This window comes from Microcystis sp. LE19-131.1A, from assembly GCF_027532015.1.
Classification (GTDB): Bacteria; Cyanobacteriota; Cyanobacteriia; order Cyanobacteriales; family Microcystaceae; genus Microcystis; species Microcystis ichthyoblabe_A.
This window is the reverse complement of the sequence record NZ_JAPZSS010000274.1, coordinates 1-12,664: the sequence shown is the minus strand read 5'-3', so window position 1 is coordinate 12,664 and position 12,664 is coordinate 1. Positions and strand designations below refer to the sequence as shown.

The window sequence follows — 12,664 nt, the reverse complement described above, 5'->3', positions numbered from 1 at the left end:
CTGGTTTGGAGAAATCATTAGTTATTTCGAGCGAAGGACAACTAATGGGGTGGTCGAGGGAATCAACAATAAACTTAAACTAATAAAACGGAGAAGCTATGGCTTTAGAAACTTTCGGAATTTTTGGGTTAGAAGTATGTTATCTTGGCATCTTGTATGTTGATTTAGCATAAAGGGTAACGAAGAGCCTGAAATTTTTTTTAAAATTCCCATTGCTTCATCTTCTAAAAAATCCCGGTTCTTCGGTTTGTCTTATGCAATGGACGGGGTTATAAGGAATGAAACCTTTATAGAGACAGACATTGCCGCAATTTTTGTCAATTGTTTGCGATCTGGAGCGAACTAATCAATTAAATCTCTTGCCAGATAAGGATTGAGTCGATTTATGCTCCCCTATCGAACCATACCAAGTCCCGAAGAGCCAAAATCCCTAGATACAATTATAAGATATTAAATTACTTTTCAATAAGCTGGTCAGATCATTAGACAATATTTATTACTGCGAAAATTTATTGGCTCTTCTGGTTTCTGTGTGGAAACGAGGTCTATACTGATAGTTTCTTCCATGATTGGCTTTATAGTTAGGAAATTTTACCAAAAGTACCAATTATATATCCTAATCAATGCCAAGATTGAACAATAATTTCCGGTGAATCATCCTCATCCATGACCAGATCTACCGACTCCACCCGCAACAGTGCCAAATTATCCTTAACCACCCCTTGAAGATAGATTTCCCCCATCCCTTCACCCCCTAGATCGATCGAGCCAAAAACTTGACCGGTTTTTGTATTAAAATTAAACTGAAAATAATTAGCTGAGGAAATTCCCTCGCTGACATTATCGTATTTAGCGATCTCTTGACCACTGTTATCATAAAAAGATACCTGAAAATCTTCTAAGACTCGCATTTTTCCCGAACCTTTTTCCGAAAAGATAGTCGGGGCCGTTTTTTCATCATAACTAAAAGAACCTTTAGCTGTATAACCCTGATTTCCCGACCATTGAAAATCGATCGTCACCGCTAAAACCCCTTGGCTATTCATGTTAGCAACTAAAAGCAAAGCTAATAGTAAAGTCAATATCATCTTTTTCATTAGTCGGTTATTTGGCTCTCTTATTCTTTGTGTTATAAGTTTAACTTATATAGTAGCGATCGGTCTTTGTGTCCTCTGTGTCTCTGTGGTTCATTAGATCTCTTGCTCGCAAGACTGTATCTTAGAATACATTTTACCCACCAAACCTAAGAGGTCCGTTGTTTCAGTTATCAGTGATCAATGACTACAACCAGTCTTCCGGGGAATTTCTATAAGGGACTCTTTCTATCCCTATAAACCTTAAGAAAACTTCAATTACATGGGTACAAGGAAAGGAAACCCAAATGATCTTTTGTGGGGGGGGTAACTTCCTTTTGCTGATATTACCCGATTTTAAGACAAAAATCGTCAAAAACCGCCATAACGTTCCTCCAACCAGGGATCACCTCGTCGATGGTAGCCATTAAGTTCCCAGAAACCCAATTGCTCTCGATCGAGAAATTCTAAGCCATTAATCCATTTAGAACTTTTCCAAGCGTAGAGATGGGGGACAACTAAACGCAGCGGACCACCGTGGTCGGGGGGTAAAGGTTGACCAAACAGTTGAAAAGCGAAAAAATTATCCTCGTGCAGGAATTCCTCTAGGGTGAGGTTAGTCGTATAACCCCCATAACAGTGTTGCATGACGTGGGTAGCCTCCGGCAACAGGTCAATTAAGGTGATAAAATCCGATACCTTAATTCCCGTCCAAGTCACATCTAATTTTGACCAACGGGTGACACAGTGAAAATCCTTAGTAAATTCCCACTGCGGAAGGGCCATAAAATCCGACCAGTTAAAAATTTTAGTCGTGGCCACCTTTCCCCAAACCTTGAATAACCATTCCTCGGTCTTGATTTGGGGAGTATCTCCGTAGGTAAGCACAGGAAAACCACTAGCGAGATATTGGCCCGGAGGAACTCGGTCTTGATCGGGAGATTCTGGTTTTTTAAAGAATTTGCCTAACATTAGTTGAGACTCACAACGAAAACCCTAAACAAATCTTAAAATACTAGGGAGCGAAAAGGTTTTCTCCACCTCACTCCCCATCATCAAGTTATTCCTCGTCTTCCCCTTCTTCTTCCTCTTTAGTGGGATAGACAAAGCTGTTAGAACGACCAGAAAGAACAGATTTACCCAAAGATAAGGCTTTTTGCGCTTCCCGAGCCGCTTGCTTTCTCCAGTGCGCTCTCCGTTGGTCGCGCTTGGCATTTGAGGTTTTCTTCTTGGGACAAGCCATAGTATTTTAACGATAGTTATAGACTCACAACCTTTCTATTCTACTCCCTATTTCCCTAATCGGCTCGCCAACTTGTCTGATTCCCTTGCTCACTACTGCCCAAAATATTGATAAAACTTAATAATTATCATTGGCCTGCCTATTTATGTTTAAAATCCTATATAGCTATGTAGTCAAGTAATTTCCATCATGGTCACTACCGTCGAACCTCCCTCCCAGAAAAAAGCTGTTCTGCGCGAAACTATCCTCACCCCGCGTTTCTATACCACCGATTTTGAGGCTGCCGCTAATTTTGACCTTTCTTTGCAAGAAACCGAAATCAAAACGATGTTAGAGGAGATGCGAACCGATTATAACCGGCATCACTTTGAACGTCAGCAAGAATTTGAGAACTATCAAGATAATCTCGATGAAAAAACGAGAAATGCTTTTATAGATTATCTAGAACGCTCCTGTATCTCCGAATTTTCTGGCTTTTTGTTATTTAAGGAACTGTCACGACAACTAAAAAGCCGTAATCCCTTGTTAGGGGAGATATTTCATCTTATGGCTAGAGATGAGGCGCGTCATGCAGGATTTCTCAATAAAGCCATGGCTGACTTTAATATTTCCCTCGATCTAGCCAAAATTACTAAAACCCGCACCTACACCTTTTTCCCCCTTGAATGGGTTTTATATACGGTCTATCTCTCCGAAAAAATCGGTTATTGGCGTTATATCCTCATTTATCGTCATTTAGAAGAACATCCCCAGTATAAATTTAATCCTCTCTTTAATTACTTCGAGAGTTGGTGTCAGGACGAAAATCGCCACGGAGATATCTTTAAAACCTTACTGCGAGCTAAACCACAATTGTGGAATAATTGGCGATCGAAATTATGGAGTCGTTTTTTCCTGCTTTCCGTCTTTGCTACCCATAGTTTAACTGTACGCGAACGCTCAGACTTTTATGATGCTTTGGGAATGGATGCGATCGCTTTTGATCAAGAGGTAATTCGTCAGACTAATAATACCTCCGCTCGCGCTTTTCCCACCATTTTAAATGTGGACCATCCCCAATTTTTCCCCCGTTTAAACCGTTGTGCCGAACGTAATTTACAATTAAAAGCGATCGATGAAAGTAGCGCTCCTCAATGGCTAAAAACAGTCCGTAAGTTACCCTTACAGCTAGGTATCGTCGGAGATCTGTTGCGATTGTATCTAATTAAACCCATAGATGCAGAGGCCACCAGAGAAATGGTACTTTAATCAGTTATCAGTTATCAGTTATCAGTTCACAGCAAAAAACTCCCCAATTTCCAATTCATAATTCATAATTCCCACACCCTACACCCCACACCCTACACCCCACACCCTACACCCTACACCCTACACCCCACACCCTACACCCTACCCCCACGAAAAACTTTTTCAGCAGACCCTAAGTGGTCGTGCCAAATTAATTTCCTAAACCTTGACCAGAAATTCTGTAAACTTCGATCAAAAGCTGCGTAAATTCTGTATTTTCTCTGGAAGTCTTAGATATAGCCTTTAGAATTGTAATCGTGGCGGTAGGCTAATTCAGATCAATTAAACTTTTTCCTCACTCCCGACTTTGTTAGTATCATGAAACCTAACTCTGGCCGTAAACGTTTATTATCCCTGATATCTGCTGTTTCCTGTAGTTCCCTCTTGATTTTATCCCCTCTAGCCCAGAGAGCGCAAGCAGACGATATTACGGATGCCCTAGAAGCGGTAATTGAATATACGGCTCAATTACACCAGATCAATTTTAAGTATTTATTAAGTGATGGCCCGATAACCACTCCCTGCGGTGTAATTTCCCTAGCGGCTTTCTGCACTGTAGATAATACAGTTTACGTCAATCTCCAGCAAGTCACTCGCATTAGTGATAATCCCCTATTTCCCCTTTACGCCGTCGCTCACGAGGCTGCTCACGCTGTTCAGTGGAATCGGGGTATCGGTGGCATCGATGAAGGTGGAATGAGCATCGGCATTGAATTACAGGCCGATTGTCTAGCGGGAGATACCCTTTCCTGGTTATTTACCGAAGCAAGAAGTTTATCCAAACAGGATTATATAATAGCAGGAAAACTTCTAGCGGAAGCGGCCTCGGAAGTGGGCGATTTTGAAGCTCCCAATAACTCCCACGGCACACCACAACAGCGAGGTGATTCGGTCTTACAAGGATTCTACGGGGAAAATCATCAAGCCTGTATGCGTTAACTAACACTCAAGGCTCTATTTCCCATAGAATGCCTAAAAAAGCCTAAAAAACTACTGTAACCCTAACCAAGATAACAGACCTTGGCCAGTGAGATACTCGATCAACAGAGTGATCACAAAACCAATCATAGCGGCTCTACCGTTGAGGCGCTCGGCATAGTCATTAAAACCAAATTTGGGATCTTCTAATTTGGGGGTTTGAGTCGGTTGTGGTTCAGTCATGATCTTTACAGGCCGTTTACATTTCTTTACTATTCTAGCGGAGTTAGAAGTTAGGTTGTAACTAATTTCTAACTCCTCCCTATTTGCCCTAATCTCGACCGTTAAGAGCGATTAAAAGGCGCAGAATAAAGATAAATAGGTTGATATAGGTCAAATACATCGATAAAGCAGCGCTGAGATACTGTTCATCTCTGTAGGTACGGGGCAAGATGTAAAAGTCCACCACTGCGGAGCCAGCAAACAAGAAAACCCCGATGCCAGAAATAGCGATTTCTAACCAGGTGGGAGTACCGCCACCAAAGATAGAGAAAATTAGCTGACCAATGAGAACAATAAAAAGAGCGAGAATACCGATGCTAACGGTTTGAGTCAGCGCCAAACCATCTTTTTCCGACAGATTCGAGCCGATATTGCGTCCCAACACAAAAGCGAGGCCGCAACCGAGGGCAGCAATTGCCACTCCTCGCAAACCAACACCGGAAGTACCTAGGGCCACATAGACGATTCCACTGAGAGTATAGCCAGAAAGAAGGCTATAGAGGGTCAGGAGGGGCAGAGCAGTGCTTTTATTGCCGCTTTCCGCACTACTACGCGCGACAAAAAATAAAATAATCTCGGCAACCAGGGCGACAAAGAAAGTCGGGAAGAAAATCTGGGGATAGGATTGGATCACACCTAAACCGCCATAGGTTCCCACCGCAGTTAAAATTAGACCACCACCGAGATAGGGCAGGGCCTTGGGGATAACATTGGGGCCGATAAGTGCTTGGCTTTTAGCCTCGCGTAAAGCTTGGCGAAAATTACTGGTATTACTCATGGTGATAGGGTGCGAGATACTTGTCTCAATCAATCTTGTTAAACAGGAACTATTCTTGATTAGTTCGTCAAGAATGGCGAATCGGAGGGAAGAGAAAAAGGTAAATTTTTCCCCCGGCATCGATTCCCTCTTAATTGTAACGAAAAGACTAGGGATCGAGCTAAGTAGGTAGGTATTAAAAATTGTCAGATACCCCCCTTATCAAGGGGGTGGGGGGGATCGACACCCCCCTTATCAAGGGGGGATCCCCCCGCCTATCGGCACCCCCCTTATCAAGGGGGGCAGGGGGGATCAAACCGAAAATCTATTTTCACCCCCCTTGACCGCTCAAGTCACCGTAAACAGAAGCCCAATTCAAGCCGATTATGTCGCGTAAACTGGATATTTCCTGTTTTTATTAATTACAATCTTCCGAGTATCCCCTGACCTAAAGCCAAACCTGTCACCAACATTCCTAAAACCAGAAAAGGCTGGGCGCTGGCTTGATATTTGACATCATTTTTGAGCGGATCCCGCAGAAAATACATATCTTGGAAAGTGATCTGAGGGATAATTAATAACAGTAAAATAGCGGCATAAAGATTCTGATGAATACTAATCAGATAGCCCGCAATTCCCGCTTGAAAAACATCGATCATAATCACACAAATCCAAGCTGCAGTGGTAATTCCAAACATAACTGGCAAGGATTTTAAGCCTAATTTTTCGTCACCCTCCACACTTTTAAAGTCGTTAACTACAGCAATGCCTAAACCCGCCAGACTATAGATGAGGGTTAGGATCATAATTGTCCCATTTAACTGACCAAAAAGGGCGTGACCTGCCCACCAAGGTAATGCTATATAACTAGCACCGAGGGCATAATTTCCCAGCCAACCATTTTGTTTTAATTTTAAGGGTGGCGCTGAATAAATATAGGCAATAAAAGAACCAAATAGGGTTAAACAGAGCATGATCGGGAAATCATGACCAGCCCAGCGATCGAGAAGATAAGATATTCCTAACCCACCTGCTAATAAAACCAAAATCTGGCCGACCACTTGCGGAATAGAAATCACCCCCGAAGGAATCGGACGGTAGGGTTCATTAATTGCATCGATTTCTCGATCGTAAAAATCATTTAAAGTTTGGGTATAACCAGTCATCAATGGACCGGAAAGTAACATACAGGTGGCCGCTTTTAAGACATCTTCTAAAGACCAAGTATAATTACCCGATGAAGCAGCCCCACAGACAACCCCCCAAATTAGGGGAATCCAAGTGATCGGCTTCATCAATTGTAAGCGGATTTTCCAGAGGGAGGTTTCTGCCGATGAGGCCCCTTTCATGCCCAATAATTGGCGAGTTTTTGCGCCTCGATTATCCTTGTTTTCTATCTCGCTGTTCGACATAATCCCTTAAAAAGAAATAATTAAGTAACCTTCTTGGAATTTTGCCCCTTTTACCGATCTTCCGGTCAGAGGCGGTGGTACATCAATATTACGCCGTTGATCCCCGGCTTCGATGGTTAATTCTGGACCCGATTGCGTCAGTTTTACCTGTTTTTTCTCGAATCCGGGTAAATAAACCTTGACCTGACCGGCTGCCGTATCGATTATTAACGGTTTGGGCGGCTGCACCGTGAGAAAATTGGGTAACTCGGCGATTAACTCCTGCCAATCTTCTCCTTGACGGTCGGGTAAAATCGCCGCCGGCAGCGGGGCAAAATCCTCGGTGGCACTCTGACAGCGATTAAAAATCACTCCCCCCACATTTAAACCGATTTGCTGCGCCCCACCCCAAAGATATTTGGCCTCTGCGATCGCAATTGGATCATCATTGGTGACTAGATAGGCTAAAACTCGCCGAGGATCGGCTAAAGCGGAACGTCCCTCGTCTAGAATGTTATTATCGACCTTCTTCCCTAAACCGTCGGGATTAAAGGAGAAATTCAGCACGGCGGCGGCGATTGGTTGGAAAAAGGGAGAAAGGGTGCGACCAATCTCAGAATCGCTGAAAACCTGGCGAAAACGCCGTGAATACCAGCTGCCCACCTCTGGAATCGCCAACATTCGCAGACTGTTGATATCTCCGCTGCCGTCGTAGATGATGACATCGTAATTTCCGCTTTTATCCTGTTCCCGCAGGAAATTTAAGGCTAGAGCTTGGTCCATTCCGGGTAAAACGCCCAACTCTTGACCATAAACATTTTTCAAGGTGGGAGAACGCAAATACTGCTTTTCCAATTCCTTGACTTCTTCCCAACTTTTTTCTAGTAAATGTGTACTACTAAGCTGCACAACCGAGAGATTGGGGGCAATTTCTGTAATGGAGGAGCTAGGGGAGGCCTTGAGGAGTAATCCCCAAGCAGGGCTAGGATCCTGACCGATCAAGAGAACTTTTGACCCCAGACCAGCCATTTTCTTTGCCGAAGCGATCGCTATTGTACTGCAACCGCTGCCCCCCTTGCCCAAAAAGGTCAAAATTAAGGACATAATTAGTTCCTAAGCGTTATATTTAGATGAGTTTGAGTTCATCTTCAAAAAACCAAGTAGCGGTTTTATCATCGAACTGGACAACAGCACCAACACCGCTGCCATCGGTCATCTTAAAATTTTTGATGACACCCACTTTACCCAATTTACCCGCTACATCCGAGTTAACGCGGTCTCTTAAGCGACAGACCTTGACTTTTTGCCCGATTTCCATTACTTCCACAGTTTTAATAAGATGATAATTCAATAAACCAATCCTAAGTTTAATATAAATTCGTGTAAGATAAACCCCCCAATGCTCTTCAGTTATCGGTCTTTCTCAGATCATCTGCACTTAGCGATCATATATACTAAGCAATAGGACAAAATCAACCTCCTGGTTAGGATGGGCAAAAGGCAAATCAAAAAGGGGTTTTATTTGGTTTCTGGGGCAGAATTTTGCAGATTTTCCAGTTGTTCTCTTTGCTTGCGTTTAAACTCCTCAGCCGCTTGGTTGATATTATTGCGAGTATCTTCCTGAAACTCCGATCCGTCCCGGCTACGGCGAAAATTACTATTATGAATCAAGTCTAAAGGATCAAAACCACCGAGAGCATCCCTGCCATCGGAACTACGTTCATTTTTTTGATAATCCGGCTGACTGGGGTTCAAGCTTTGAGCTAACAATTGCGGATTAAAATCAGCCCCGACTAATAGAATGGTAGCTAGAAATAAAGACGATTTGATTAACATTTTTTGAGTATTCATAATCTAACTAACTCCTCAGAAAATTATCTTGTTTTTGGTGGTGAGAAAGTTACAAGCTTATCAGTGAACTGATAACTGATAACTGATAACTGATTTAAGCAAAACGACGACGAAGTAAGGGCTGAATTGCTAAAAGGATTAGCAGATCAAAAGCTAAGAGTAGGGCTAAAACTGTCAAGAAATTGAGGTCAAGCCAAGGGGTTTGTAAGACTATGCTATCAAAAGACCAGTGCTGATTGAAATAAATATAACGGATCGGTTCGATCGCATAGGTAAGAGGGTTGAGACTAGCGATTACTTGTAACCAATCTGCCATAAAGTTTAAGGGAGCGAGGGCGGTACTGGCAAATAAAAGCGGTAAATTGGTGACGAAAATGACGGCGATTAATTCGATATGTCCGGGTAGGGCAAAGGTTAAACTGAGACTTAAGGCAGTCATCCCCAAAACTATTAGGAAAACAATCAAAGCGATCGCACCTAATCCAGCTAAACTGGGTAATCCGGCCCCTAAAAAGGCACTAGCGGCCACGATCGAGGCGGTTTGGATGAAACTGAGGGCGATAATATAGATGGTAGAAGCGGCCACGATCGAGTAACGAGTGGTTAAAGGTGCTACCAAGAGACGGTTAAGAAAGCCAAATTCTCGATCGAACATTACCGGCAAACCGGCATTTAAGGCCCCGGAAAAAGCGGTAAAGACAATCACTCCGGGGGCGAGAAATTTAGCATAACTGAGATCGTTGCCGAATAGTCCCTGGGGGGCATTAGAAAATAAAGCTCCAAATAAAATCAGCCACATAAAGGGCTGAATTACCCCCGCGATTAGGGTTGAAGGACGACGTTTTAATTGGATGAACAGACGTTTAGTCATGGCCAGAGTTTCTTGCAGAAATTCCCCTAGCACATTTCCCCCATCGTCCACCGTTGCTGCTCTAGTCGTATTGGGGGCTAAACTAGCTTTTAAGGAAGAAGGTGTGATCGTTTGGCTCATGAAATATTTACCTCGAAAGGGAAGGGTTTAGGTAGAGATTTTGGGATTGTCACTCTCAATCCCCAGCAAGCTAACGGTTTTATTTTAAAGTGAACAGAAGGATATAGCAGTTATCTTTATTTTGAGGCGATAAGTCTCTGGTTTTAGGGGACACCAGAACTTCTGTATCAGTTAAGCGTACTTGCATTAGGGAACGCACCCGACAAAATCGCGATCGCAATACCAGCTAATGATGCATCCCACCCATTGGATTGCGATCACCAAACCAAGCCATCAACCAAGTTTGCATCTGCTGAATTTCCCGGCGCTGGCTAGTGGCAATGTTCTCAGCAAAAGGCCGGACAGCCTGATGCTTCACCAGATTATGATTCAGGAGCATTTGCGACATCATCACGGCTCCCATATGATGTTTAATCATATCTTGTAAAAAAGTTTGATCTAGAGCATCGCCCTGAAGTTGACTCAGATCGCGCATCATGGGAACGTAGGAGACGCTAATATTCCTTCCGGGATACCACTCGTTGAGCCAGTTTTTCATCTGAGCAATTTCAGCAGTTTGCACTTGAATGATCTTTTGAGCAAACTGCCTCATCTCAGGACGACTAGTGCGTGTCAGAATAACCTGGACGGTATCGATTGCCTCCTGATGGTGAGGAATCATTTGGGCAAGATAGTTAAACTCGCTACTGACCTGCATATGATGCATCATACCCATGCCGTTGGGAGAAAATTGAGCAGAGGCGGAATCTGGAGAATTTCCAGATGGACGTGTCATAAGTAAAGTTGAGGTTGCAGCCAACCCAAGAGCGGCAACCGCCCCCAGTACAATAATGGCTTTATTTTTCATGGGAGAAACCATTTACAAACCTCACTACAGTATAGCACCTGCCCAAAAGTAACCGGAACTATCTTGACCAAGAAATTGGCAGTCTAAAGGCTGAACTCACCCGCCGTCGTTAACTTCCGATAAGGCTCAGACAGTACCTGATGAGCCTTTCTTTGTCAACTCTTGAGGTCTTGAGGTCTTGAGGTGGGAGCATCTCATTTATGCAAGTGAATAATTATACTTATCTCTAAAACTGGTTTCCAGCAAGGCTTTCAAAATAGCTTGACATAAAAACCTGATTTAGGGGTTACAAAGGTGAGATGCTCCCTCTTGAGGTTGATGCGTTTCATTTTTGAATTGGCGGATTACTGCAATTCTAACAGAAAATTACGGTTTTAGATTTCGTTGTTTTTCTGCGATTTCTAAAAGCACTTGCTCAAGAGTTGGCTCAAGGCTTTCTTTAATGTCATCAACCTCGTGTTTATGATGGGGGAAAGTGGCAATTTCAACATGATGGGGTGCATTATCATAACGGAAGATCATAACTTGAGCTTCGTTCATGTAATGATAGCGATATTTTATCTTTGGTTTTGTGTCAGTATTTTTAACTTCAACAAAGTCTAAGCGATGATTATTTTCAAAAATAATTGAACTATTAACATAGCCTTGACTTGCGTTATCAATTTTCTTGGTCAGTGATAAATATCTCACATTGGGAAATTCTCAAATGGTTTTTTCGATTTGCAAAAAATAGGCTTCAATCATTTTAATTCCTGGAGATTAGCCTCGTTTTGAAGAAGCATTTCATATAGTCCAGACCAAACTATAAAATCCGATTCATCTCCTAAAATACCGCGAGAAAATTGCTGATAAAATTCTTTGGATGTCATTTGATATTGTTTTTCCAGAGCTGCTAAATCTAATTTTAGATTCAAATTGCTTTTTTGTAATTCGGCAATCTGATAATCAATAATGCTTTGGGCAAATTTTTCTTGATCTTTGATGGAGTTTAAAATCTTTTTAAGGCGTTTTTCTGTTTCAGGCTGAACAGATAGATGAAAATCTGGCGTTGCTGAATTAAGCTATGAATCAGTAAGGAATAGGCACTTCTTGAAACTTCAGATAATGAATTAATAAACGAATAGAGTATCCTAACATTTCTGTAGACTTAGAATAGCAGAGTGTTTTGCGATGCAATCGGGCTAGATAATGTCTTAAACGTGTGTTCTCACCCTCTACTCTGGTCATATAAGTCTTACAAATTATATGGTCGCCCTCTGCTATAAAACATGGATAAACTGACCATCCATCACTCACATAAAAATAGCATCCCCAAGACTTAACTAATTCCCATAATGGGCGAAACGTTTCGCTACTATGATCTCCGATTACCCAACCTAAAATTCCTTTTTTAAAGTGGTCAACGGCTGTCCACACCCAGATTTTGTTTTTTTTGAGCCAACAAAGGTTTCCAATTCATCCAGTTCCCCTACTTCAGGAATTGTTTCTGGGTCATAGGAACCCCTGGCAATAATTCTCCCACAGATTTTACCCAATTAATTACGGTCGTATGATGAACTCCCTTTAACCTTTCTATTCCTCTAAATCCCATCCCATTAACATAGGCAGTTAGGCATTCTCGCTTCGTTTTTTCGTCATAGCCTTTCTGTTTTTCATAGTTATCAATAAATTGACGGCCACAGGTTACACAAATATGATTTTGTTTACCTTGTTTATTGATGCCATTTTTACGGATATGGGTAGATTTGCATTCAGGGCATTGCATTTTGATTTCCTCCATTCATATCTCTATTATGCAACGCCGAAAATCTAACATAAACTGTCTCATTACCACAAATCAAGCGGGATTTCATTCTAGCAAGCGTCAGCCCTGGGGGAGAAGAATGTAAATAGGGTTTGCTGAATAATGGTAAAAACCTTACAGGAAAGGGCTTTTAGCTTGATTGAGAGCTTCCCAAATGCACTTAAATCTGCTAGAATCTCTTAAAACCCTTGCATCACCCTTGCATCACCCTTGCATCTTC

General features: G+C 42.4%; 16 protein-coding genes and 1 pseudogene. 3 read left to right on the top strand and 14 right to left on the bottom strand.

What is annotated here, in order from left to right; all coding sequences use genetic code 11:
- On the top strand, positions 1 to 163 hold a 163-nt coding region (locus O9323_RS19475), incomplete at its 5' end, for a transposase (protein WP_288125603.1).
- Positions 164 to 620: 457 nt separating this feature from the next.
- Here the strand turns inward: O9323_RS19475 and O9323_RS19470 are convergent.
- The 3 genes from O9323_RS19470 to rpmF form a co-directional block, all read right to left on the bottom strand.
- Entirely contained in the window at positions 621 to 1,097 is a 477-nt protein-coding gene (locus tag O9323_RS19470) for a hypothetical protein (RefSeq protein ID WP_004158767.1), read from the bottom strand.
- A 348-nt stretch (positions 1,098 to 1,445) separates the two neighbouring features.
- Complete coding sequence (locus O9323_RS19460; protein WP_002737593.1) at positions 1,446 to 2,045, bottom strand: sulfite oxidase-like oxidoreductase; 600 nt, start codon at positions 2,043 to 2,045, stop codon at positions 1,446 to 1,448.
- Between the two features lie 88 nt (positions 2,046 to 2,133).
- Positions 2,134 to 2,316 carry a 50S ribosomal protein L32 gene (gene rpmF / locus O9323_RS19455; protein ID WP_002742494.1) on the bottom strand — a complete coding sequence of 61 codons (183 nt, stop codon included), beginning with the start codon at positions 2,314 to 2,316 and terminating at the stop codon, positions 2,134 to 2,136.
- A 189-nt stretch (positions 2,317 to 2,505) separates the two neighbouring features.
- On the opposite strand from rpmF, the gene acsF reads away from it, so the two are divergent.
- Entirely contained in the window at positions 2,506 to 3,564 is a 1,059-nt protein-coding gene (gene acsF, locus O9323_RS19450; RefSeq protein ID WP_288125602.1) for a magnesium-protoporphyrin IX monomethyl ester (oxidative) cyclase, read from the top strand.
- Between the two features lie 357 nt (positions 3,565 to 3,921).
- Complete coding sequence (locus O9323_RS19445; protein ID WP_104396311.1) at positions 3,922 to 4,542, top strand: neutral zinc metallopeptidase; 621 nt, start codon at positions 3,922 to 3,924, stop codon at positions 4,540 to 4,542.
- Between the two features lie 51 nt (positions 4,543 to 4,593).
- Here the strand turns inward: O9323_RS19445 and O9323_RS19440 are convergent, their stop codons facing one another.
- The 11 genes and pseudogenes from O9323_RS19440 to O9323_RS19390 all read right to left on the bottom strand — a co-directional run bounded on the left by O9323_RS19440 (position 4,594) and on the right by O9323_RS19390 (position 12,405).
- Positions 4,594 to 4,764 carry a CAB/ELIP/HLIP family chlorophyll-binding protein gene (locus O9323_RS19440; protein WP_002742489.1) on the bottom strand — a complete coding sequence of 57 codons (171 nt, stop codon included), beginning with the start codon at positions 4,762 to 4,764 and terminating at the stop codon, positions 4,594 to 4,596.
- Positions 4,765 to 4,852: 88 nt separating this feature from the next.
- Positions 4,853 to 5,581, bottom strand: a complete 729-nt coding sequence (locus tag O9323_RS19435) for a Bax inhibitor-1/YccA family protein (protein WP_002776167.1) — start codon at positions 5,579 to 5,581, stop codon at positions 4,853 to 4,855.
- Positions 5,582 to 5,982: 401 nt separating this feature from the next.
- A complete protein-coding gene (chlG, locus tag O9323_RS19430) occupies positions 5,983 to 6,972 on the bottom strand; it encodes a chlorophyll synthase ChlG (RefSeq protein WP_004158757.1) in 990 nt (329 codons plus the stop codon).
- A gap of 6 nt (positions 6,973 to 6,978) precedes the next feature.
- Complete coding sequence (locus tag O9323_RS19425; RefSeq protein WP_024970494.1) at positions 6,979 to 8,055, bottom strand: Get3/ArsA fold putative tail anchor-mediating ATPase NosAFP; 1,077 nt, start codon at positions 8,053 to 8,055, stop codon at positions 6,979 to 6,981.
- A 22-nt stretch (positions 8,056 to 8,077) separates the two neighbouring features.
- Entirely contained in the window at positions 8,078 to 8,269 is a 192-nt protein-coding gene (petP, locus tag O9323_RS19420; RefSeq protein WP_002742483.1) for a cytochrome b6f subunit PetP, read from the bottom strand.
- 200 nt (positions 8,270 to 8,469) lie between these two features.
- Entirely contained in the window at positions 8,470 to 8,802 is a 333-nt protein-coding gene (locus O9323_RS19415; protein WP_002742482.1) for a hypothetical protein, read from the bottom strand.
- A gap of 94 nt (positions 8,803 to 8,896) precedes the next feature.
- Positions 8,897 to 9,793 (bottom strand): ABC transporter permease, encoded by an 897-nt coding sequence (locus O9323_RS19410; RefSeq protein ID WP_024970495.1) that lies wholly within the window; start codon positions 9,791 to 9,793, stop codon positions 8,897 to 8,899.
- A gap of 226 nt (positions 9,794 to 10,019) precedes the next feature.
- A complete protein-coding gene (locus tag O9323_RS19405) occupies positions 10,020 to 10,652 on the bottom strand; it encodes a DUF305 domain-containing protein (protein ID WP_004158753.1) in 633 nt (210 codons plus the stop codon).
- Positions 10,653 to 11,006: 354 nt separating this feature from the next.
- Positions 11,007 to 11,330 (bottom strand): toxin-antitoxin system TumE family protein, encoded by a 324-nt coding sequence (locus O9323_RS19400; RefSeq protein WP_004158751.1) that lies wholly within the window; start codon positions 11,328 to 11,330, stop codon positions 11,007 to 11,009.
- Between the two features lie 50 nt (positions 11,331 to 11,380).
- Positions 11,381 to 11,509 (bottom strand): hypothetical protein, encoded by a 129-nt coding sequence (locus O9323_RS19395; RefSeq protein WP_262382324.1) that lies wholly within the window; start codon positions 11,507 to 11,509, stop codon positions 11,381 to 11,383.
- A gap of 199 nt (positions 11,510 to 11,708) precedes the next feature.
- Positions 11,709 to 12,405, bottom strand: a pseudogene (locus O9323_RS19390) (IS1 family transposase).
- Positions 12,406 to 12,664 lie beyond the last annotated feature (259 nt).